20 protein-coding genes are annotated in these 23,378 nt (G+C 32.5%); 18 read left to right on the forward strand and 2 right to left on the reverse strand.

Features of this window, described 5'->3' with window-relative positions; genetic code table 11:
- Nucleotides 1–78: 78 nt before the first annotated feature.
- Both DFR54_RS05645 and DFR54_RS05650 read left to right on the forward strand, forming a co-directional pair.
- Nucleotides 79–4,335, forward strand: coding sequence for a 2-hydroxyacyl-CoA dehydratase (locus DFR54_RS05645; protein WP_114289344.1), 4,257 nt, complete (start codon nucleotides 79–81; stop codon nucleotides 4,333–4,335).
- A gap of 83 nt (nucleotides 4,336–4,418) precedes the next feature.
- A complete protein-coding gene (locus DFR54_RS05650; protein ID WP_086341572.1) occupies nucleotides 4,419–5,126 on the forward strand; it encodes a GntR family transcriptional regulator in 708 nt (235 codons plus the stop codon).
- 26 nt (nucleotides 5,127–5,152) lie between these two features.
- On the opposite strand, the gene DFR54_RS05655 is transcribed toward DFR54_RS05650, so the two are convergent.
- Entirely contained in the window at nucleotides 5,153–5,788 is a 636-nt protein-coding gene (locus DFR54_RS05655; protein WP_114289346.1) for a YigZ family protein, read from the reverse strand.
- 48 nt (nucleotides 5,789–5,836) lie between these two features.
- Between DFR54_RS05655 and DFR54_RS05660 the strand changes: the two genes are divergently transcribed.
- Nucleotides 5,837–6,385 (forward strand): hypothetical protein, encoded by a 549-nt coding sequence (locus DFR54_RS05660; RefSeq protein ID WP_114289348.1) that lies wholly within the window; start codon nucleotides 5,837–5,839, stop codon nucleotides 6,383–6,385.
- 103 nt (nucleotides 6,386–6,488) lie between these two features.
- On the opposite strand, the gene DFR54_RS05665 is transcribed toward DFR54_RS05660, so the two are convergent.
- Entirely contained in the window at nucleotides 6,489–7,415 is a 927-nt protein-coding gene (locus DFR54_RS05665) for an alpha/beta fold hydrolase (protein ID WP_086341575.1), read from the reverse strand.
- Nucleotides 7,416–7,515: 100 nt separating this feature from the next.
- Between DFR54_RS05665 and DFR54_RS05670 the strand changes: the two genes are divergently transcribed.
- The 15 genes from DFR54_RS05670 to DFR54_RS05740 all read left to right on the forward strand — a co-directional run bounded on the left by DFR54_RS05670 (nucleotide 7,516) and on the right by DFR54_RS05740 (nucleotide 23,240).
- Nucleotides 7,516–8,844 (forward strand): ATP-dependent helicase ComFA, encoded by a 1,329-nt coding sequence (locus tag DFR54_RS05670; RefSeq protein WP_114289350.1) that lies wholly within the window; start codon nucleotides 7,516–7,518, stop codon nucleotides 8,842–8,844.
- A gap of 59 nt (nucleotides 8,845–8,903) precedes the next feature.
- Nucleotides 8,904–9,545, forward strand: coding sequence for a ComF family protein (locus tag DFR54_RS05675; RefSeq protein WP_126809026.1), 642 nt, complete (start codon nucleotides 8,904–8,906; stop codon nucleotides 9,543–9,545).
- 135 nt (nucleotides 9,546–9,680) lie between these two features.
- Complete coding sequence (gene hpf / locus DFR54_RS05680) at nucleotides 9,681–10,235, forward strand: ribosome hibernation-promoting factor, HPF/YfiA family (RefSeq protein WP_086341578.1); 555 nt, start codon at nucleotides 9,681–9,683, stop codon at nucleotides 10,233–10,235.
- Nucleotides 10,236–10,414: 179 nt separating this feature from the next.
- On the forward strand, nucleotides 10,415–12,943 hold the full coding sequence (gene secA / locus DFR54_RS05685) for a preprotein translocase subunit SecA (protein WP_114289354.1): 2,529 nt from the start codon (nucleotides 10,415–10,417) through the stop codon (nucleotides 12,941–12,943).
- 59 nt (nucleotides 12,944–13,002) lie between these two features.
- A protein-coding gene (gene prfB / locus DFR54_RS05690) for a peptide chain release factor 2 (protein WP_114289356.1) occupies nucleotides 13,003–14,110 on the forward strand; the annotation gives its coding sequence in 2 pieces (ribosomal slippage) (nucleotides 13,003–13,074 and nucleotides 13,076–14,110; 1,107 coding nt in all).
- A gap of 136 nt (nucleotides 14,111–14,246) precedes the next feature.
- On the forward strand, nucleotides 14,247–14,933 hold the full coding sequence (gene ftsE / locus DFR54_RS05695; RefSeq protein ID WP_086341581.1) for a cell division ATP-binding protein FtsE: 687 nt from the start codon (nucleotides 14,247–14,249) through the stop codon (nucleotides 14,931–14,933).
- On the forward strand, nucleotides 14,926–15,813 hold the full coding sequence (gene ftsX / locus DFR54_RS05700; RefSeq protein WP_086341582.1) for a permease-like cell division protein FtsX: 888 nt from the start codon (nucleotides 14,926–14,928) through the stop codon (nucleotides 15,811–15,813). Before ftsE ends, ftsX begins: the two co-directional genes overlap by 8 nt.
- A 122-nt stretch (nucleotides 15,814–15,935) precedes the next feature.
- Nucleotides 15,936–16,517 carry a hypothetical protein gene (locus DFR54_RS05705; RefSeq protein ID WP_114289358.1) on the forward strand — a complete coding sequence of 194 codons (582 nt, stop codon included), beginning with the start codon at nucleotides 15,936–15,938 and terminating at the stop codon, nucleotides 16,515–16,517.
- Between the two features lie 364 nt (nucleotides 16,518–16,881).
- Nucleotides 16,882–17,727 carry a phosphate ABC transporter substrate-binding protein PstS family protein gene (locus DFR54_RS05710; protein WP_227289711.1) on the forward strand — a complete coding sequence of 282 codons (846 nt, stop codon included), beginning with the start codon at nucleotides 16,882–16,884 and terminating at the stop codon, nucleotides 17,725–17,727.
- Nucleotides 17,728–17,750: 23 nt separating this feature from the next.
- Nucleotides 17,751–18,671 carry a phosphate ABC transporter permease subunit PstC gene (gene pstC, locus DFR54_RS05715; RefSeq protein ID WP_114289360.1) on the forward strand — a complete coding sequence of 307 codons (921 nt, stop codon included), beginning with the start codon at nucleotides 17,751–17,753 and terminating at the stop codon, nucleotides 18,669–18,671.
- The gene (pstA, locus tag DFR54_RS05720) at nucleotides 18,671–19,555 is read left to right on the forward strand and encodes a phosphate ABC transporter permease PstA (RefSeq protein ID WP_086341585.1); all 885 of its coding nucleotides are present in this window, start codon (nucleotides 18,671–18,673) and stop codon (nucleotides 19,553–19,555) included. The genes pstC and pstA overlap by 1 nt, the downstream gene beginning before the upstream one ends.
- A 23-nt stretch (nucleotides 19,556–19,578) precedes the next feature.
- A complete protein-coding gene (gene pstB / locus DFR54_RS05725) occupies nucleotides 19,579–20,388 on the forward strand; it encodes a phosphate ABC transporter ATP-binding protein PstB (protein ID WP_086341586.1) in 810 nt (269 codons plus the stop codon).
- 11 nt (nucleotides 20,389–20,399) lie between these two features.
- Nucleotides 20,400–21,152: a phosphate ABC transporter ATP-binding protein PstB gene (gene pstB, locus DFR54_RS05730; protein WP_114289362.1), complete on the forward strand. Its 753-nt coding sequence runs from the start codon at nucleotides 20,400–20,402 to the stop codon at nucleotides 21,150–21,152.
- 17 nt (nucleotides 21,153–21,169) lie between these two features.
- On the forward strand, nucleotides 21,170–21,847 hold the full coding sequence (phoU, locus tag DFR54_RS05735) for a phosphate signaling complex protein PhoU (protein WP_086341588.1): 678 nt from the start codon (nucleotides 21,170–21,172) through the stop codon (nucleotides 21,845–21,847).
- 112 nt (nucleotides 21,848–21,959) lie between these two features.
- Nucleotides 21,960–23,240 (forward strand): murein hydrolase activator EnvC family protein, encoded by a 1,281-nt coding sequence (locus DFR54_RS05740; RefSeq protein WP_114289364.1) that lies wholly within the window; start codon nucleotides 21,960–21,962, stop codon nucleotides 23,238–23,240.
- Nucleotides 23,241–23,378 lie beyond the last annotated feature (138 nt).

Below are 23,378 nucleotides of genomic sequence, written 5' to 3' on the forward strand. Positions count from 1 at the left end.
TATATTATATAGTATATCAAACACTTTGTAAGATAATCAACAAAGTGTTGGTTTGAAATTAAATAAGGACTGATGTAAATGAGTAAACGTATTGGAATAGACGTAGGTTCGACAACAGTAAAATGCGTCGTGTTAGATGAAAATAATCAATTATTATTTTCTACCTATAAACGACATTTTTCAGACGTAAAAAATGCAACCCTAGAAGTATTATGTGCTATGGAACTAGAATTAAAAGAAACTGAAAATATGCAAGTTATGATTACTGGCTCTGGTGGTATGGGACTGTCTGAGTTATTAGATATTCCTTTTATTCAAGAAGTGATTGCTGGAACAAAAGCAGTTGAAACTTTAATTCCAGAAACAGATGTTGCCATTGAGTTAGGGGGAGAAGATGCTAAAATAACTTTTTTTGAAGGTTCTCTTGAACAAAGAATGAATGGTAGTTGTGCAGGAGGAACAGGAGCTTTTATTGACCAGATGGCAAGTTTACTTAAAACTGATGCCCAAGGGTTAAATAACTTAGCTAAGTCTTATGAAACTATTTATCCGATTGCTTCAAGGTGTGGTGTTTTTGCAAAAACAGATATTCAACCACTAATTAATGAAGGAGCAAGACGTGAGGATATTGCCGCTAGTGTGTATCAGGCAGTTGTTAATCAAACCATTGCTGGTTTAGCTTCTGGAAGGAAAATTAAAGGCAATGTGGCTTTTTTAGGTGGTCCGTTATTTTTCATGAGTGAGTTACGTAAACGATTTATAGCAACTCTTGATTTGAGAGATGAGCAAGTTATTTTTCCAGAGAATTCGCAATTATTTGTTGCACTGGGAGCAGCACTTTCTTTAAAGGAAGAAAAAAAGATTAATATAGAAGAGTTAATCAAAAAACTAAAATTTTCTGAGAAACATTCATTAGGAATGGAAGATTGTTTACCAGCTTTGTTTGAAACAAAAGATGATTTAAATGAATTTAGAAACAGACATGCTCAGGCTGAATTAGAGGAATTTAAATTAACAGACTACTCTGGACCGCTTTTTATAGGCATTGATGCTGGTTCAACTACAACTAAAATAGCTGTCATTGGTAGTAACTCAGAACTTTTATTTAGTCATTACGGTAATAATGAAGGTAGACCTCTAGAAACAACGATTAACGTATTAAAAAGAGTTTATGAGCTGATGCCTGAAGATACATTTATAGCAAAAACTGCTGTTACAGGTTATGGTGAGCATTTAATTAAGCATGCTCTCAAAGTAGATATTGGTGAAGTTGAAACTATGGCTCATTATAAAGCAGCTAACTTTTTTGCTCCAGGTGTCGACTTTATATTAGATATTGGCGGTCAAGATATGAAAGCTATGACCATCAAAGATGGCGCTTTGTCTTCGATTCAATTAAATGAAGCTTGTTCTTCTGGTTGTGGTTCATTTTTAGAAACTTTTGCTAAAAGTCTAAATTATTCGATTGAAGACTTTGCAAGTGCGGCTATTGATTCAAGAACGCCTGTTGATTTAGGTTCTAGATGTACCGTTTTTATGAATTCTAAAGTGCGACAAGTTCAAAAAGAGGGAGCAACCCCAGGAGATATTTCTGCTGGTTTAGCTTATTCAGTTATCAAAAACGCCTTGTATAAAGTGATAAAAATGAAGCAATCAGCAGAACTTGGGAAAACCATTGTTTGTCAAGGTGGAACCTTTTATAATGAATCAGTTTTGAGAGCTTTTGAGTTAATTAGTGAGCGCGAAGTGATTCGTCCAAATATTGCAGGTTTAATGGGAGCTTTTGGTGCAGGCATAATTGCTTTAGAAGAATATGACATTAATGGATCTGAAAGTAGTCTTTTATCATTGGAAGAGATGTTAGCTTTAACGTCTGAAAAAGAATTTTCAACATGTGGTTTATGTGAAAATAATTGTTTATTAACTGTGACTTTATTTTCAGATGGGCGTAAATTTATTACAGGTAATCGCTGTGAAAGAGGAGCTCAGGAAAAACAAATTAAAACGAAACGTCGTGAAAATTTAGTGGATTACAAATACCGACGTTTGTTTAGATATCGCTCTTTAAAAAATGAAGAAGCTGTTAATGGTTCAATCGGAATTCCAAGAGTTTTGAATATGTATGAGAATTACCCATTATGGCATACTATTTTTACGGATTTAGGTTTTAAAGTGATCCTTTCACCTAAATCAGATAAAGAGCTATATGAAAAAGGGATCGAAACAATACCTAGTGATACGGTTTGTTATCCAGCTAAATTAGTTCATGGTCATATTGAATCTTTAATAGAGGACAAGGTAGATATTATATTTTATCCAGGTGTTGTCTTTGAGCGCGTTGAGGATAGAGTAGCTGATAATCATTTTAATTGTCCGATTGTTCAAAGTTATTCTGATGTTATAAAAAATAACATGGATCCTATTAGAGAAGGCAAAGTTGACTACCGGAACCCTTATCTTAATTTAGCGGATGTGGAATCTGTTACGAGTCAACTTCAAAAAACATTTGCAGATTTTAATTTTAGTGATGATATAATTTCTCAAGCTGTTCATCATGGGTTTGAAGAATTAGATAAGTTTAAATTAGATGTTAGACAGCGTGGGGAAAAAGTCCTTGAGAAAATGCATAAAAACAATGAAAAAGGAATCGTTCTCTCAGGTAGACCTTACCATGTAGATCCAGAAGTTAATCACGGAATTGCTAATATCATTACTCAAGAAGGCTTTCACTGCTTAACAGAAGACAGCATCTCTCATTTAGGAGACGTTGAAAACTTAAGAGTCGTTAATCAGTGGGTCTATCATTCTAGACTTTATGCAGCAGCTAAAGTTGTAGCTAAAATGCCTAACTTAGAACTGGTTCAATTAAATTCATTTGGTTGTGGACTAGATGCTGTGACCACTGATCAAGTGGAAGAAATTATGGCTCAATATGGTCGAATTTATACAGTTTTAAAAATTGATGAAGGTTCTAATCTTGGTGCTGTTCGGATTAGATTACGTTCTTTAAAAGCTGCAATGAAAGAAAGAGAAAAAGCAAAAGTATTACCTGTTAAGAGATTTGAAGAGAAAGAAAAAGTTGTTTTTACGAAAGATATGCGTCAAAAACATACCTTACTCTTACCTATGCTTAGTCCAATTCACCAAGAAGGGTTAGTAGATGTTGCATTAAAAGCTAGTGGTTATGATGTGGTCTGTTTACCTAGTGATGATAAAGAAGCGATTGATGTTGGCTTAAAATATGTTAACAACGATGCTTGTTATCCTGCCATTATATCCATTGGGCAACTTATTGAGGCTCTACAGTCTGGTAAGTACGATGTTGAGAATACAAGTGTCATGTTAACTCAAACAGGTGGTGGATGTCGTGCCACAAATTATATTCCTTTACTGAGAAAAGCTTTAGTTGATGCAGGTTTTGACCAAGTACCTGTAGTTTCGATTTCATTAGGTAATCAGGGTGTGGAGTCTAATCCTGGCTTTAAAATGAGTTTACCTTTGATGAAAAAAGTCGCGATTGCCTTTTTATATGGAGATTTATTTGAAAAGGTAGTATATCGCACAAGACCTTACGAAATAATACCTGGTTCTGTTAATAAACTTCATGATAAATGGCTTGAAAAAATAACTCATAGTGTAGAAGTTGGTTCCTTTAGACTATTTAAAAAACATATGAAACAAATTGTTAAAGAGTTTGATAATATTCCTATTACATCAGAAGAGAAACCAAAAGTAGGAGTTGTTGGGGAAATTTTAGTGAAGTACTCGCCAACAGCAAATAATGATATAGTTGCTGTTCTTGAAAGAGAAGGTGCAGAAGCTGTTGTTCCAGGTATTATTGGTTTTATGAATTACTCTTTATATAATTCAATTTGGAAATATGAAAATCTAGGGTTTAGTAAAAAATCAAAATGGATTGCAGAATTTGCTATTAAATTAATTGAATACTGTGAAAAACCAATGAATAAAGCTCTAGAAGAATCTGAGAGATTTACTGGGATTACTTCTATTGATAAATTGGCAGAAGATGCGAGCCAAATCTTATCCATTGGAAATCATACAGGGGAAGGTTGGTTTTTAACTGGTGAGATGATTGATCTTTTAAATAATGACGTGCCAAATATTATTTGTATGCAACCCTTTGGCTGTTTACCAAATCATGTAGTAGGTAAAGGTGTTATGAAAGAGTTAAGGCATCAATATCCAATGGCTAATATTTCGGCTATTGATTATGATCCTGGAGTGTCTGTTGTCAACCAACTTAACCGAATTAGACTACTTTTAGCAACTGCTGAGAAAAATTTAAAAGAAACTGTACAGATTGACCAAAATTAGTTGGAATTAAGAAAACTAGTTGTATCCTTTGTCTATACCAGTTATAATAGTAACTAGAATTAGGAGAGGGAAGTGGATGAAAAATGGTCTCTAAATTACCTGTATATTTAAGAATTCATGATCAAATAAAATCAGAGATTGAAGATGGTAAGTGGCATGTTGGTGATCGTTTACCCTCAGAAAGAGAGCTATCTGAAAAGTTTAATGTCAGTCGTATGACATTAAGACAAGCGATTCAAACTTTAGCAGATGAAGGGATTTTAGAGCGTAAGATTGGTTCTGGAACCTATGTAGCTAGAAAAAAAGTTCAGGAAACAATGATTGGAACAACAAGTTTTTCTGATATTATTAAATCTCAGGGAAGTGTTCCCTCAAGTAAAACAATATCTTATTTTGTTACTAAGCCAAGTTCAAGTGAGATGGAGAAGTTACAATTAACGGAAAAAGAAGATATTTTGAAGATGGAACGTATTCGTTATGCAGATGATATTCCGATTTGTTTTGAAGTTGCCAGTATTCCTTATAAGTTAGTATCGGATTATGATAAAGAAGAAATTACAACCTCTTTATATAAAACCTTAGCAGAAAAAGGAAACTTTAAAATTGGAAAATCTTCACAACATATTTCAGCAGTGGTTTCTTCAGAAAAAATTGCTCATTTTCTTGATATTAAACGTGGTGAAGCTATCTTAAGAATGACTCAAATTTCTTATTTTGAAGACGGAGCTCCATTTGAATATGTAAGAAGTCAATATGTTGGCGAGCGTTTTGAATTTTATTTAGAGAAGTAAAAAGAGACCTGTCTAAGGTCTCTTTTTTAAATTTCAATTTCAACGTAATCTGTTTCACCAAATGAAATCTGACATTGGTTACTTAAAAGATTGATTAATTTTTCTTCAAGCTCTAAGGTTTTATCCTCATTAGCCATAATAATTAATGTTACATTTTCAGTAAAGAGAGTATCTTTTAAAGTGAATTCAGGATTGGTTTCTAAAAAATGAGTTACTTTTCCGTGAAGTGAGTAATCTATGGTCACAATAACTTCTTTTTGTAGAATAGCTTTTACTAAACCTATGTGTTCTAGAGTTTCAGCAACTGAACTACTGTATGCTCTAATCAACCCACCAGCACCAAGTTCCGTTCCACCAAAGTATCTAGTAACAACGGCTAATACATTATAAAGCTCTTTTACTTTTAAGACTTCTAGCATTGGAATACCAGCTGTCCCACTAGGTTCTCCGTCATCACTAGAACGTTGAATCATTTGATTTTCGTGAAGAACATAAGCAAAACAGTTATGGCTAGCTTTCCAATGTTCTTTTTTTATACCTTGAATTATTTCTTTAGCTTCTTCTTCAGAATCAATTCGTTTTAAGGTACAGATAAAACGAGATTTTTTTATAACTATTTCAAATTGACCATCATTTTTTATGGTATAGTAATGTGATAACATAATTAGCCTCCAAGTTAATTGATTAATAAAAAGTATGAGGTGTTTTAAGTGAAAAAAGTAATTGTAAGTTTAATAAGTGTGTTATGTTTAGTGTTTTTAGTAAGTTGTGGTTCTTCTTCTAAAAAGAACGAAAGACCAGCAACTACTGCAGACAATGCTTTAATGTATACCTTTAGTGTTGATAAGGAAGAATTCCGTTTTAGATTACTTGATGGATGGATTAAATATCCAAACAAAGATGAAAATATTCTATTTTTAGTAGGTAACAAAGATTTAAAAGCTTTTATGACATCTGGTTTTGAACCAAAAGAAACATCCTTAGATGAATACAAAGAATCATTCGTTAAAAAATTAGAAGAAAGCGGGGCAACAGTAACCTCTGTATCTGAGAAAAAAACAGTTAATGAATTAGATTGTTATTCGGTTAACTTTACAATGAAAGATGCTAAGGAGCGTGTGTTAACCTATCAAACTAATTTAATTGAAACTAAGGAATATTTCTTTAATTTAGCTGCTTGGACAAGTCAAGAAAAACCAGACGAGAAAACAACTAAAGAATTAACAACCATGCTAGAAACATTTGAGCAAATTAAATAATGTGAAAAGGGACTGTGACATAAGTATGGCACAGTCCCTTTTTTTACAAACTAAACGGTGTCACAGAAGTAGCTTCAGTCACATCCTCTTTTTATCATCTATCTTATAAATGATTTGTTAACCAATCGTAAATATCATTCATGACATCTTCTTTTTCAGTTTCATTTAAAATTTCATGTCTTAAATCATGGTACAGTCTTAAAGTCACATCCCCAAAGTAGTTATCTGTTAATTCAACAGCTACTTTTCTCGGGATTTTACCATAATTACCAACAGGATCTTTTTCTCCACTGACAATTAAGATTGGTAAGTCAGAACGAATGGTTTTAAACCAATTTTTCTGAGTCGCCCCATCTACTAAATTAATAAGAGTATAGAAGCCGTTATTTGTAAAGATGAAACCACATTTTGGATCTTGATCGTAATTAAGGACATTTTCTTCATTTTTTGATAACCAGGCGTTTGAAGAAATAGGTTGTTTAATTTTTTTATTAAAACTATTAAATGACAAGTGATTAAAAGCTGGATTAACAGTTTTAGGACTAATTGTATTTAAGCCTTTTAACAATCTCTTAGTCATTTTAACTTCTTCTTTTTTTCCACCAGTTCCCATAATAATTGCACCAGAAACGGCATTAGAATAAGTTTTTAAGTAATTTCTTAAAACAAAAGAGCCCATACTATGACCTAAAATAAATATAGGGAGAGAAGGATACCTTTTCTTAATGTAGTTAGTAATTTGATAAGTATCTTCTACAAGAATATCTGCACTTTCTCCTTTTGCAAAATATCCCATTAGAGGTGTTTCTATATCAACAGATTCTCCGTGTCCTAAGTGATCATGTCCTACGACTAAAATATTATTATCATTTAGAAACTGTGCGAACTCATCATATCTTTCGATGTATTCAGCCATTCCATGAATAATTTGAAGAATTGCTTTTGGCGCCTTATTCGTATCCGATTGCCAAATAACACCATTTAAATCTGTTTTTTCATCCATAGATTCGATAACAAAGTATTTTTTCATACTGTACATCCTTTCTGTTCGAACTAGCTACTGTCCATTATAGTCTATTTCGAAAAAACAAAAAAGACTTCTGCGTATATTTCAACAAAAGAGGTGATTTATGAGTCTTGAAAACTATTTAATAGGAAGAAAATTATTAAAAGAAGAAATACCTAAGATTTATCAAAATAAACTAAATTCTTCAAAAATCACTGTAGAACCAGGCATTAAAGAAAAAGGAAATTTTCTAATTTGTAATCGGTGTGGTCTAAATTCTTTAAAAAAAGATTGCCACATTAAAAATAAAAAGCGAACTATTTACTACTGCCCTCATTGTTTACTATTAGGAAGAGTTGACAGTAATAAAAATCTATATAGCATGAAGGAGAAAAAAGGAGTCAAAAGACCGATTGAATTTGTGTGGAAGGGAAAGTTGACTAATGAGCAAGAAAAAATTTCTTTAAATTTAGTAAATTGTTTGAAAACTAAAGAATATCAGTTAGTTCACGCTGTAACTGGAGCTGGGAAAACTGAGATGCTATTTTTACTTATAAAAGAAGCTTTGTTAAGTGGAATGAAAATTGCTGTGGTTTCTCCGCGCGTAGACGTATGTTTAGAAATTTACCCTCGTTTTCAAAGTGTTTTTCCTGATGAAGAAATTAGCTTATTGTATGGTAGGCAAAAGGAAGAATACAGATATTCAAAGTTTGTTGTGGCAACAACTCATCAAATGTTACGATTTTTTCAAAGTTTTGATTTAATTATAGTAGATGAGGCGGATGCATTTCCTTATGCAAACAACCCGGTTTTAACAAATGCTGTTAAAAGAGCTTTAAAGAAGAAAGGGGTTTTAGTTTATTTAACAGCAACTCCTAGTAAAGACTTACAAGAAGAAGTGAGGAGTCAACAATTAGTTTTAAATTCACTTCCTAAAAGATATCACGGCAAACCTCTGCCTGTACCTGTGTGTTATTTTGATTATTTTCTAAATCGAAGATTAGCTAAAAATAAACTTTCTCCATTTTTGATTAAAGAATTAAATAAAGAAAAGAAACAATGTTTAATTTTTTTCTCTAATATTAATCGAATGAAAAAATGTTTCTGTTTATTAAGGAAAAGATATCCTGAAAAAAGAATGGCTTATGTTTACGCTGGAAAAGAAGACCGTGAAGAATTGATTTTAAAAATGAGAAGCGGGGATATTGATTGGCTTTTAACAACAACTATTTTAGAACGTGGTGTTACATTTCCTAATATTGATGTAATTGTTTACGAAGCAGATCATCAAGTTTTTAATACAGCAAGTCTTGTTCAGATTTCTGGAAGAGTTGGTAGAAAAGCAGAATATCCAACTGGGAAAATCATATTTATTCATAAAGGGAAAACCAAAAGTATTAATGAAGCAATTAAACAAATTAAATTAATGAACCAGGAAGCGGGATTTGAATGAAATGTGGTTTTTGTAAAATAGAAATCAGAAGAGAACTTTCTGTAAAGGAGATTATCAGGTTGGAAAGACTTTATTTCAATCAGTGTTGCAGTAGTTGTTATGAAGAAATCTTACTTTTTGATGAAAGGAATAAATCTGTCTGTAAGTATTGCCGAAAAGAAACAACCTCAAACAGTAAAATCTGTTTAGATTGCCAAATATGGCAAAAAGAGTTAGCGGATTTTAAGTTAAATCATTATTATTTGTATCAACACAACGAGCAAATGAAAGACTACTTTAAGCGTTATAAGTTTTTAGGAGATATTGAAATGGGAAAAGTTTTTACAAAAGATGTTCATGAGAAATTAAATGATTTTACTCAAGAGGATTATCTAATTGTGCCAATCCCACTATCGAAAAAAAGATTAAAGGAAAGAGGATTTAATCAAGTAGAAGTTTTTCTAGATTCTTGTCAGATTAAAACAACTACTATCTTAGGGAAAAAGAAAGAAACAAAAGCGCAATCTCAAAAATCAAGAGAAGAACGACTTTTAAGTAAACAACCCTTTTATTTGAAAAAAGGAGGGAAAAGCACTATACATAATAGAAAAGTATTGGTTATAGATGATGTCTACACGACAGGAAGAACTATACTACATGCTTATGAGTGTCTTTTACAAGCTAAACCATTGGAAATAGCCTCTTTTTCCCTCACAAGATAAAATATAAAGCGTTTTTTTATCAAACTGAATTGTCATTTGTCTATTAGTTAGTTATAATAGAAGTAAGAAGAGGAAGGTAAAAGAGTGGTCCTTTTTTCCTTACTCTTTGAGTGATAGACGAAAGGGGTAATTAGTATGTTTAGATATAATGTACGCGGAGAGAACATTGAGGTTACTCAAGCAATTAGAGATTATGTTGAAAAAAGAATTGGAAAGTTAGAAAAATATTTTACTAACGTGCCAGAGTCAACAGCTCACATTAATTTAAAAGTTTACTCAGATAAAACAGCTAAAGTAGAAGTAACAATTCCTTTACCATACTTAGTTTTAAGAGCTGAGGAAACATCTCCAGATTTATACGCTAGTGTTGACTTAGTAGTAGATAAATTAGAGAGACAAATCAGAAAATACAAAACGAAAATTAATCGTAAATCTAGAGAAACAAATCTAGATCAAGCTGCTGCAGCTGCGATTTTTAATACGGAAAATGTAGAAGTTCATGATGAACCTGATTTAGAAATCGTTAGAACTAAACGTCTGTCATTAAAACCAATGGATAGTGAAGAAGCAGTATTACAAATGAACATGTTAGGTCATAACTTCTTTATCTTTGAAGACGCTGAAACAAATGGAACAAGCATTGTTTATCGTCGTAAAGATGGGAAATATGGTTTAATCGAAACAAATTAATCAAGAAAAGAGCTTGTGGGCAATCCACAAGCTCTTTTTATTATGCTTTTATAGCTAAAAGAGTTTTATTTTATGACAACTAATGATAAAATATGTGAGATGAACTCATTTTATTTTTATGAACTATAAATAATGATAATTGATATCAAATGATAATAAATAAGGAGTAGATTTTATTCATGGCAAATTTTTTGAAACAATTAATTGAAAATGATAAAAAAGATTTAAAACGCTTGGAGCATTTAGCTAATAAAGTTGAAGCTTTAAAAGAGCAAACTGAAAAGTTAAGTGATGATGAATTACAAGCAAAAACTGAAGAATTTAAAACAAGAGTTAAAAATGGTGAAACACTAGATGATTTATTACCAGAAGCATTTGCAGTAGTTCGTGAAGCTGCTAAACGTGTTCTTGGCTTATTCCCGTACAAAGTTCAAATTATGGGTGGTATTGTGTTACATGAAGGTAGTATTCCTGAGATGAAAACTGGGGAAGGTAAAACCTTAACTGCAACAATGCCAGTATATTTAAATGCTCTTTCTGGTGAAGGGGTTCACGTTGTAACAGTTAATGAGTACTTAGCAACACGTGATGCTAGCGAAATGGGTGAGTTATACAATTTCTTAGGTTTAACAGTTGGTTTAAATATTAACTCTAAATCTTCAGAAGAAAAACGTTTAGCTTATGCTTGTGATATTACTTATTCAACAAACAATGAGCTAGGTTTTGACTACTTAAGAGATAACATGGTAGTTTACCGTGAGCAAATGGTACAACGCCCATTAAACTTTGCTGTAGTGGATGAGGTTGACTCGATTTTAATCGATGAGGCTAGAACACCATTAATCATTTCTGGACAAGCTGAAAAATCAACAGCAATGTACAACAGAACTGATAACTTCATCAAAACTTTAGTGAATGAAGAAGATTATAAAATTGATGTTCAATCAAAAACAATTGCATTAACTGAAGAAGGTATTTCTAAAGCAGAAAAACACTTTGACGTGTCTAACCTTTATGACATTGAAAATACTTCTTTAACTCACTACTTAGATCAATCATTAAGAGCTAATTACATTATGCTTTTAGATATTGATTATGTGGTTCAAGATGGAAAAGTAATGATCGTTGACCAATTTACAGGTCGTATCATGGATGGGCGTCGTTATTCTGATGGTTTACATCAAGCAATCGAAGCTAAAGAAGGCGTTGAGATTGAAGATGAAACAAAAACAATGGCTAACATTACATTCCAGAACTATTTCCGTATGTACAAAAAATTATCTGGTATGACAGGTACTGCTAAAACAGAAGAAGAAGAGTTTAGAGAAATTTATAACATGCAAGTTATTCAAATTCCTACAAACAAACCAATTATTCGTGATGATAAAGCAGACTTATTATATCCAACATTAACAAGTAAATTTAAAGCAGTTGTAGCTGATATTAAAGAGCGTCATGCAAAGGGCCAACCAGTACTTGTTGGTACAGTAGCTGTTGAAACATCTGAATTATTATCAGACATGTTAACAAAAGCAAATGTTCCTCATGAAGTATTAAATGCGAAGAACCACTTTAAAGAAGCTGAAATTATTATGAATGCTGGACAAAAAGGTTCTGTAACGATTGCCACAAACATGGCTGGTCGTGGTACAGATATTCGTTTAGGATTAGGTGTTGTTGAGGCAGGCGGTTTAGCTGTTATTGGTACTGAACGTCATGAATCAAGACGTATTGATAACCAGTTACGTGGACGTTCTGGTCGTCAAGGAGATCCAGGTGTAACGCAATTCTACTTATCATTAGAAGATGAATTAATGAAACGTTTTGGTTCTGAAAGAATTAAGATGTTCTTAGACCGTATGAACTTAGAAGAAGAAGATGCGGTTATTCAAAGTAAAATGTTTACCAAACAAGTTGAATCTGCACAAAAACGAGTAGAAGGTAATAACTACGATACACGTAAGAACGTTTTACAATACGATGATGTCATGCGTGAGCAACGTGAAGTTATTTATCGTCAACGTAATCAAGTGATTACATCTGATGAAGATTTAAAACCTGTTTTATTAGGTATGGTTGAAAGAACTATCGAAAGATATGTAGACAGTCATACTCAAGGTGAAAAAACTAACTGGAACTTAGAAGGATTAGTAGATTTTGTGGGAGCAACAATTACTCATGAAGATGCGATTTCTCTTTCTGATTTTGAAGGAAAAACACCAGCTGAGATGAAATCATTTATTTTAGGTAAAGCTAATGAGCTTTATGCTGAAAAAGAAAGTATTTTAGATAGCCCAGAACAATTACTTGAGTTCCAAAAAGTAGTTATCTTGCGTGTTGTTGATACTAAATGGACAGACCATATCGATGCAATGGACCAATTAAGAGAATCTATTGGTTTACGTGCTTATGGCCAAAACAATCCATTAGTTGATTACCAAACAGAAGGTTACCAAATGTTTAATGATATGGTTGGAGCAATTGAATATGAAGTGACTCGTTTATTCATGAAAGCAGAAATTCGCCAAAACGTTCAACGTGAGCAAGTAGCTCAAGGGGAAGCTGTTCAACCAACTGAAGAACAAGGAAGAGTGTCTTCTGATACGAAGAAAACACCAATCAAAGTAGATGAAAAAATCGGACGTAATGATTTATGTCCATGTGGTAGTGGTAAGAAATATAAAAACTGTCACGGTAAACCAGTTTAAAGCGTATGGCGACTTAGAAATTCTGAGTCGCTTTCTCTTATTTTTAAGGAGGTTCACTTATGGAATTACATGAAATAAAATCAAGTTTAGATATGTTGTCTGAAAAAATAAAGAACTTCAGGGGGTCTCTTTGACTTAGAAGATCTTGAGGAACAAATTGCCGAAACTGAAAGTATGATGGCTGAACCGGGATTTTGGGATGATAGTCAAAAAGCACAAACGATAATCGATAAATCAAATCAATTAAAAGCACAATATGAAACATTTAATGAGTTAACAACAGGTTTAGAAAACTTACAATTAATGGTAGAAATGTTAGATGAAGAACCTGATGAGGAAATGTTTAAAGAGCTAGTCACAGATCATGATCAGTTTAAAAAGAAAATTGAAGACTTTGAATTATCTCAATTACTAAGCGAAGAATATGACCATAATAATGCGATTATTGAATTTCATCCAGGTGCTGGAGGAACTGAATCTCAAGATTGGGGTAGTATGTTACTTCGAATGTATACGAGATGGGCTGACTCAAAAGGTTATGAGGTAGAAACGATTGATTACCAAGCTGGGGATGAGGCTGGTATTAAAAGTGTTACTTTAATGATTAAAGGATTTAATGCCTTTGGCTACTTAAAATCAGAACGGGGTGTTCATCGCTTGGTAAGAATATCTCCTTTTGATTCTAACAGTCGCCGTCATACGTCATTTTGTTCCATTGATGTGATGCCTGAATTAACAGATGATGTGTCAATTGAAATTAAATCTGATGATTTAAAAGTAGATACTTACCGTGCTAGTGGAGCAGGTGGTCAGCATGTTAATAAAACTGACTCAGCTGTTCGTATTACTCATATCCCAAGTGGGGTTATTGTAGCAAGTCAGGCTCAACGCTCGCAATTAAAAAACAGAGAGCAAGCTATGAGTATGTTAAAAGCAAAACTTTACCAAATTGAAATGGAGAAAAAGGAACAGGAAGCAGCATCGATTCGTGGTGAACAACTAGAGATTGGTTGGGGCTCACAGATTAGATCTTACGTGTTCCATCCTTATTCAATGGTAAAAGATCATAGAACAAACTATGAAGTAGGTAATACTCAAGCTGTAATGGATGGAGATATTGATGGCTTCATCGATGCTTATTTAAGATGGAAAATGTCAAATATATAACAAAAGAAAGCAATTCAGTTATTTTGAAATAGAATTGTAATCAATTGAAAATTAACATCCTTTGTATCTCATGTTATACTGATTTGGAAGATACTTATGAAAAAAGATAAGATAAAATAGAGTGGGGAGAATACTCATGATTGAAATGAAGAAAGTAACAAAAAAGTATTCTAATGGAACGACTGCCGTTAGAAACTTATCTGTCAATATAAATCAAGGTGAATTTGTTTATGTCGTGGGACCAAGTGGTGCTGGGAAATCAACATTTATTAAATTAATGTACCGTGAAGAAAAAGCAACGAAAGGTTCTTTAAATGTTTGTGGATATGACCTATTAACAATTAAGAACAGAAATGTACCTTACTTAAGACGTGAAATCGGAATTGTTTTCCAAGATTACAAATTATTAAGTCAAAAAACAGTTTATGAAAATGTAGCTTACGCGATGCAAGTTATTGGTAAAAAACCAAGAGAAGTTAAAAAACGTGTATTAGAAGTTCTTGATTTAGTTGGATTAAAACATAAAGTAAGAGTTTTCCCAAACGAACTATCAGGTGGGGAGCAACAACGTGTAGCGATTGCTCGTGCTATTGTTAATACACCTAAAGTATTGATTGCCGATGAGCCAACAGGAAATTTAGACCCTGAAAACTCATGGGAGATTATGGAATTACTTGAGCGTATTAACCACCAAGGAACTACTGTTGTGATGGCAACTCATAATAGTATGATAGTAAATGAAATTCGTCACCGTGTCCTAGCCATTGAAAATGGTCGAATTACGCGAGATCAAGACGAGGGGGATTACGGATACGATGATTAGAAATTTTTTCAGACATATAGGTAGTGCATTAAAGAATTTAAAGAGAAATGGTTGGATGACACTAGCATCAGTCAGTGCTGTAACAGTGACTCTAACTTTAGTAGGTATCTTTTTAGGGGTTATTTTAAACGTTACTAAAATAGCTGAGGATATCAATAAAAACGTAGACGTATCAGTATTCGTTGAGATTGGTACTTCTGAAGAGGATACAAAAGCATTAGGCGAAGAACTTAATAAAGTGCCAAATGTTAGTAAAGTTGTTTTCTCTAGTAAACAAAATGAATACAAAAAATTAACTGATAAATTAGGGGACACATGGAAACTTTTTGATGGTGATGATAATCCGCTATATGATGTATATATTTTAACATCAAAAGATTCTGATTCTATAAAAGGAATTCAAAAAGCAGCAGCAGCTTTACCAAATGTACATAAAGCTGACTATGGTGGCCAAAATTCAGAAAAAATTTTTGCTATTTCTAAAAATGTTAAATTGTGGGGAACAATCGGTGCGGCATTCTTAGTTGCAGTTGCAGTGTTCTTAATCTCAAATACAATTAGAATTACAATTATTTCAAGAAAACGTGAAATTCAAATTATGAGACTTGTAGGAGCTAGAAATGGATTTATTCGTTGGCCATTCTTCCTAGAAGGAGCCTTCATTGGTATTCTAGGCTCAATTGTTCCAATTCTTTTAATTTCATTTGGTTACTCTCAAGTTTATTATATTTTTACTAAGAGTATGATTGCTTCAGCAGCTTACGAATTAGTTTCACCAGCAACTTTAGTTCTTCAGTTAAATGGCTTATTATTAGTTATTGGTGTGGTAATCGGATCATTTGGTTCTATTTTATCAATGAGAAGATTCTTAAAAGTGTAATTATTAATATTAGAAAAGATAAAAGTGAAAACTTTTATCTTTTTTATTTTGTTTGTTGTTATAATTTATGGAAATAGTACAATTAAAGTAATATCTATCCAGAAAGAGTGGTGAAACAACAAATGAATCAAGAAAATGAAACTTTTAATTTAATCAAACATAAGGCAAGTATGTATGTGGTGTTACTGATTTTATTTTTTGTTTTTGATTTTTTACTTAATCAAAATAAACATGGTGGTTTTTTTAAAGAGATAGAATTCTCAAAACATCGATTAATTTATACTGCTGCCTTTATTTTGTTAGCTGCTTCCAATTTAATATATCATTATTTGAGATTAAAAAAGCGTAAAGAAAAAATCCCGAGTAATGAGTCAGAAGAATATTATCTACTATTAGTAAAAGAATTTAATCGCTACGAAAGATACGTTCAATTGTCTGAGAAAAAGTTAGACATTTTAAAAGAGATTTCACCAATTATTGTGACTTTTGTTTTTTTACAAGGTTTGATAGAAAAAATGATTAGTATCACTATCCAAATGGAGTTTGGTGAAATATTAGGATTTGTGATTGTATTGTTTTATGTATATTTATATATGGAAGCGTGGCATACTTTCAAATTGGATACTCGCTATCTATTGAAATATAAAGATATGATATTAGAATGCGAAGAAAAAGAAAAACAAAGAAAAAAGATGGCAAATTAATGCCATCTTTTTTCTTATAAGGGATGATATCTATCACTAATACAATGGGGAATATTTTATTAGTGACGTGAAACTGTTTATTATTTGTTTATCACAAAAAGTTTTCATACGTAAGTTGGGGAGCTTACGTTTAAAAAACAAAAATAAACTATGTTTCTATTAAATTATAACACAAGTGTATTATAATAAAAAAGGGAAGTTAAAAAAACTATTACTATATTTTAAAAAAAATCATTATTGTAAAAAGAATGTAAAAAGACTTGCAATTTTCTTCTGTAAATTATATGTTTAGTTTGGATGAAAAAGTAAATAATAATAATTAGTAAATTATATGTAAATTCTAGGAGGTTAACTCGTGAAAAAAGTGTACAAAGCAACTGGACTACTGGCCTTATCTTTTATTTTAGTTAGTTGTGGAAATGTTGATAATGGTGAATCTATTAATGCAGTAGGATCATCTGCTATGCAACCTTTAGTTGAAGCCGCAGGAGAGCAATATAGTAGCGCCAATGTAGGTAAATTTATTAATGTCCAAGGTGGCGGAAGTGGTACTGGTTTAAGTCAAGTACAAGCTGGGGCTGTTCAAATTGGAAATTCTGATTTATTTGCCGAAGAAAAGGATGGCATAAAAAGCGAAGAATTAGTAGATCATCAAGTAGCAGTTGTAGGCTTAACTCCGATTGTTAACAAAGAAATAGGAATAACTGATATTTCAAAAGAAGACTTAAAAAAAATCTTTACAGGTGAAATCACTAACTGGAAAGAAGTTGGCGGTAGAAACCAAAAAATCGTGATTATTAACCGTGCAGCAGGAAGTGGTAGCCGTCATACTTTTGAACAATGGGTTCTTGATGGTGAAGAATCGAAAAATGCTCAAGAACAAGATTCAACAGGTATGGTAAGACAAATTGTTAGTACAACACCAGGTGCAATTAGTTATGTTGCTTTTTCTTATGTAACAGATGATGTTGCCACTCTTTCAATTGATGGGGTAAACCCAACTGAAGAAAATGTTATGCGAAACAAATGGACAGTTTGGTCATATGAACATATGTATACAAAAGGAGAGCCTAAAGGTTTAACAAAAGAATTCTTAGATTATATGCTCTCAGAGGAAGTTCAAAAAGAAATTGTTCCACAACTAGGTTATATTCCAGTATCTCGTATGACAATCGAACGAGATGTTGAAGGAAATGTTAAGCCGAAATAACTGGCTTTATAGGAGGAAAAACGTTGGAAGATATTCAAAGTAAATTGCTAAAAAAATCGCCTAAGAAAAAATTAGAGCAGTTTGGTAAAACAATCAGTTTTTTAGCTATTTCATTAATTGTTGCTGTTGTTGTAGCTATTTTCTATTTTGTTGCAAGTAAAGGTTTAGCAACATTTTTTGTAGATGGTGTTAGTTTAAAAGATTTCTTATTTGGAACTGAATGGAACCCAAGTTCTGTAGATGAAAATGGTAAAGCTTTAGTTGGCGCTATGCCAATGATTTTAGGCTCATTCATTGTAACTTTCTTATCAGCACTTATCGCAACACCGTTTGCTATTGGAGCTGCTGTGTTTATGACAGAGATTTCACCTAAACTTGGAACAAAAGTATTACAACCAGTTATTGAGTTACTAGTAGGGATTCCTTCTGTTGTTTACGGATTTATTGGTTTATCTGTAATTGTGCCAGCTGTAAGAAGTGTATTTGGTGGATCTGGTTTTGGTATTTTAGCGGGTACATTTGTTTTATTTGTTATGATTTTACCGACAGTAACTTCTATGACAGTAGATGCTTTAAAGGCTGTTCCTAGACACTATAGAGAAGCCTCTCTAGCATTAGGTGCTACAAGATGGCAAACTATTTATAAAGTTGTTCTAAGATCAGCAGTACCTGGAATTTTGACAGCAGTTGTATTTGGTATGGCACGTGCCTTTGGTGAAGCTTTAGCGATTCAAATGGTTATTGGTAATGCGTCATTAATGCCTCATAATTTAATTACACCAGCTTCTACATTAACAAGTGTTTTAACAATGGGAATTGGTAATACAATTATGGGAACTCTACAAAATAATGTATTATGGTCACTAGCCTTATTACTATTATTAATGTCACTTTTCTTTAACATTATTACACGTATGATTGGTAGAAAAGGAGCAATGAAATAATGAATGCAAAAAAAGCAGATAAATTAGCCACTGGTATTCTTTATGGAATTGCCGTGATTATTATAACTATCTTAGCCAGTTTATTACTATATATATTAGGTCGTGGAATTCCTCATATTAGTTGGGAATTTTTAACACAACCTTCTAAAAGTTTCCAAGTAGGTGGAGGAATTGGTATCCAATTATTCAACTCTTTCTACTTATTAATTATTACGATGTTAATTAGTATTCCAATTTCTTTAGGTGCAGGTATCTATTTAGCTGAGTATTCTAAAAAGAATATGATGACAAATATCATTAGAACTTCTATTGAAGTACTAAGCTCATTACCTTCTGTTGTAGTTGGTTTATTCGGATTTTTAGTCTTTGTTATTCAAGCTGGTTTAGGCTTCTCGATTATCTCAGGAGCTTTAGCTTTAACATTTTTTAACTTACCTCTTTTAACAAGAAACGTAGAAGAGTCATTAAAAGCAGTTCATTTTACACAGCGTGAAGCAGGTCTTGCACTTGGTTTATCACGTTGGGAGACAGTTATTAGAGTTATTATTCCTGAAGCTTTACCAGGGATTTTAACAGGAATTATCTTAGGAGCAGGTCGTATCTTTGGTGAAGCTGCAGCCCTTATCTACACAGCAGGTCAAAGTGCTCCAGCTTTAGACTTTACAAACTGGAATCCATTAAGTATTACAAGTCCTTTAAATATTTTCAGACAAGCTGAAACTTTAGCTGTTCATATTTGGAAAGTTAACAGTGAAGGAAACATGCCTGATGGTGCGCAAGTATCAGCAGGAGCATCTGCAGTATTAATTATTGCAGTTCTATTATTTAACTTTTTAGCTCGTTTCATTGGTAAACGACTACACAGAAAAATTACATCTGCTTAGAGAAATAGTTAAGGGGAATTATAATGAAAAAATACAATCTGGATGAAACACATATTGTTCAGCTAAATGATAAAGAGAAAAAAATAGCTTTATCAACTGATGATTTACATGTTTGGTATGGTCAAAATGAAGCCATTAAAGGTGTTAGTCTTCAGTTTGAAGAAAATAAAATTACTTCACTAATTGGCCCATCAGGCTGTGGTAAGTCAACTTATCTAAGATCATTAAATAGAATGAATGATGAAATTGACGGAACTAATGTTACAGGAAAAATTATGTATGAAAACACAGATATCAATTCAAAAGAAGTTGATGTTTATGAAATGAGAAAACATATTGGAATGGTATTCCAAAGACCTAATCCATTTAGTAAGTCAATTTATGAAAATATTACGTTTGCTCTTCGTCGCCACGGGATGAAGGACAAAAAAGAATTAGATGAAATTGTTGAAACAAGTTTAAAACAAGCGGCTTTATGGGAACAAGTTAAGGATAACTTAAATAAAAGTGCTTTGGCTTTATCTGGTGGACAGCAGCAACGTTTATGTATTGCTCGTGCCATTGCTATGAAACCTGATATTTTATTATTAGATGAGCCTGCCAGTGCCCTTGACCCAATCTCTACAAGTAAAGTAGAAGAAACTTTAATTAATTTAAAGGAAAACTATACGATTATTATTGTAACGCATAACATGCAACAAGCATCTCGTATTAGTGACCACACGGCATTTTTCTATATGGGACAAGTAATGGAATATGATGAAACAAGAAAAATATTTACAAGACCAAAAATTCAAGCGACAGACGATTATGTGTCTGGACACTTCGGTTAAGGAGGAAGTACATGTCTATTATAGAATCTAAAGACTTACATTTATACTACGGGAAAAATGAAGCTTTAAAAGGAATTACAATGGATTTTGATAAAGGCGGTCTTACAGCTTTAATCGGCCCTTCTGGTTGTGGTAAATCAACTTTTCTAAGAACTCTAAACCGAATGAACGACTTAATTCCATCAGTAACTATTACTGGAAATGTTTCTTACAATGGTAAAGACATTTACAGTCCTAAAACAGACACGGTGTCACTAAGAAAACAAATCGGAATGGTATTCCAGCAACCTAATCCATTTCCATTTTCTATTTATGAAAATGTTATTTATGGGTTAAGATTAGAAGGAAATCATACGAAAGCTGAACTAGATAGAATTGTTGAAGAAAGTTTAAAAGCAGCTGCAGTTTGGGATGATGTGAAGGATAAATTACATAAGAGTGCTCTTTCATTATCAGGTGGTCAGCAGCAACGTGTGTGTATTGCAAGAGTTTTAGCAGTAAAACCAGAAGTTATTCTTTTAGATGAACCAACAAGTGCTCTCGATCCAGTTTCTAGTGGAAAAATTGAAAATATGTTGGTAGAATTAAAAGAGAAATATACAATGATTATGGTAACCCATAACATGCAACAAGCCTCAAGAATTTCTGATAAAACAGCATTTTTCTTGAGTGGAGATTTAATAGAGTATGATAAAACAAAGAATATCTTTTTAAATCCTCAGAAACAACAAACAGAAGATTATATTACAGGGAAATTCGGATAAAAGAAGGAGAGGAAAGTATGTTAAGAAGCCAATTTGAAGAAGATTTAACAAAATTACATGACAAGTTCGATAAAATGGGACAATATGTTAATACAGCTATAAATAAATCAGTAAAAGCTTTTATCGACCATGATAAAAGTTTAGCTAAAGAAGTGATTGCAGAAGATGATCGTATTAATGCTAAGGAACAAGATTTAGAGAAAAAATGTTTCGAAATGATTGCCTTGCAACAACCAGTAACTTTAGATTTAAGAAAAATTGTTACTATTATGAAAGCAAGTTCTGATTTAGAGAGAATGGGAGATCATGCAGTATCAATTGCTAAGTCAACTATTCGTGTTAAAGGAAATAAACGAGTTTTAGAAATTGAAAATGAAATTTCTGAAATGGCAACACACGTAATGGCAATGGTAAGTGAAGTTTTAGTTGCTTATGTTAATACTGATAGTCAAAAAGCAATTGAAATTGCCATGAGTGATAAAGTGACAAATCAATATTTCAAATCAATTTACCGTCATTCAATTGAAGCCATGCAAGAAAATCCTGAAACAGTTATTGTAGGAGCTGACTATTTGCAAGTTGCAGGCTTCCTAGAAAGAATTGGAGATTACGTAACAAATATCTGCGAGTGGATTGTTTATTTAACAACAGGAAAAATCGAAGAATTAGACCTTAAAAACTTTGAAGAAAACTAGACATTACGTCTAGTTTTTTTCGTCATAATTTGTAATCTAGTTGTAATTTAATTACCTAGGCTTTTATGTTATAGTTTATAGGTAATCAAATTAAGCCGAGGTAATTAAAAATATGAAAATAAATAAATCACTAATCTTTACAGCAGCGACGATTTCAATCATGGGTTTAACTTGTCCAAGCATTGTTCAAGCTGAAAGTATCGATAGTAAAATTGCAAATGAAGAACAAAAAATTAAAGATTTAAGCTCTAAAAAAGCATCTGCAGATAGTTCTTTAGCTGACCTAGAGGCTAAGATTAATAACTTAACTGCTGAAACAGATAGCTTACTAGCTGAAAAAAACAAACTTGAAAAAGAAGTTAACAAATTAACTGAAGAAATCAAAGTTTTAGAAGAAAAAATAGAAAAAAGAAATGAAAAAATTGAAGATCAAGCAAGATCAACTCAAATTAATCAAGATAAACAAGATTTTGTTAATGTATTATTAGATTCAGAGTCTCTTTCTGATGCTATTGGTAGAACATTTGCTTATACAAAATTAGTAAATGCTAATAATGATATTATGCAAGCTCAAAAACAAGATCAAGAAGACCTAAGTCAAAAGAAAACAGATATGGAAGCTAAAGTAGCTGAAATTACTCAAAAAGCGACAATTTTACAAGAGAAGCATGCTGAATTAGAAGTTTCTAAAGCAGCTCAAGTACAATTAGCTAATGAAATCTTAAAAAACTTAGATGACGCTCAAAACAAAAAATCTGAATTTGTAGCTCAAAAAGCTGAAGCAGAACGTATTGCTGCTGAACAAGCTAAAAAAGCTAAAGAAATCGAAGAACAACAAAAGGCGGCACAAAAAGCAGCTGCTGATGCTCAAAAAGCATTTGAAGCTCAACAACAAAAAGAAGCAGAAAACTTAGAGTCTGATAAGCCTGTTTCATTATCAAAACCTACAGGTGACAAAGGAACAGCTGACAATAGTAATAGTCAACCAAGCTATGCAAGTGGTTTCCAAAGACCATTAACATCATTTACTATTACAAGTACATTTGGTCCTCGTGTTGACCCAACTGGTTTTGCTGGTGACTATCATGATGGACTAGATATGGCAGCTCCTGGTGGAACGCCAATTATGGCTTCAAGAGCTGGTACAGTTATTGAATCAAGTTACCATTACAGTGCTGGTAACCACGTTATTATCCAACATGATAATGGTTACTACACTTACTATATGCATATGAATGCACCAGGTATTGCAGCAGGTTCAAAAGTAAATGCTGGTGATATTATTGGTAATGTTGGAACAACTGGTAGCTCAACTGGAGATCACTTACACTTTGGTATTTCAACAGGTGTATGGAGTGGCTTCATGGATCCAGCACCATTTATTGGATTATAAAATTTTAAAGAGATGATAAATCATCTCTTTTTTTGTACCAAATTTTTACAGGTTCTTGAGTTATATGCATAAATCCAACTCAAGACCTATGACAAAAGAGTAGAGACAAGGCATAATATGAGTATAAGATTTATAAAA

It is taken from the genome of Vagococcus fluvialis (assembly GCF_003337315.1).
GTDB classification, from domain to species: Bacteria; Bacillota; Bacilli; order Lactobacillales; family Vagococcaceae; genus Vagococcus; species Vagococcus fluvialis.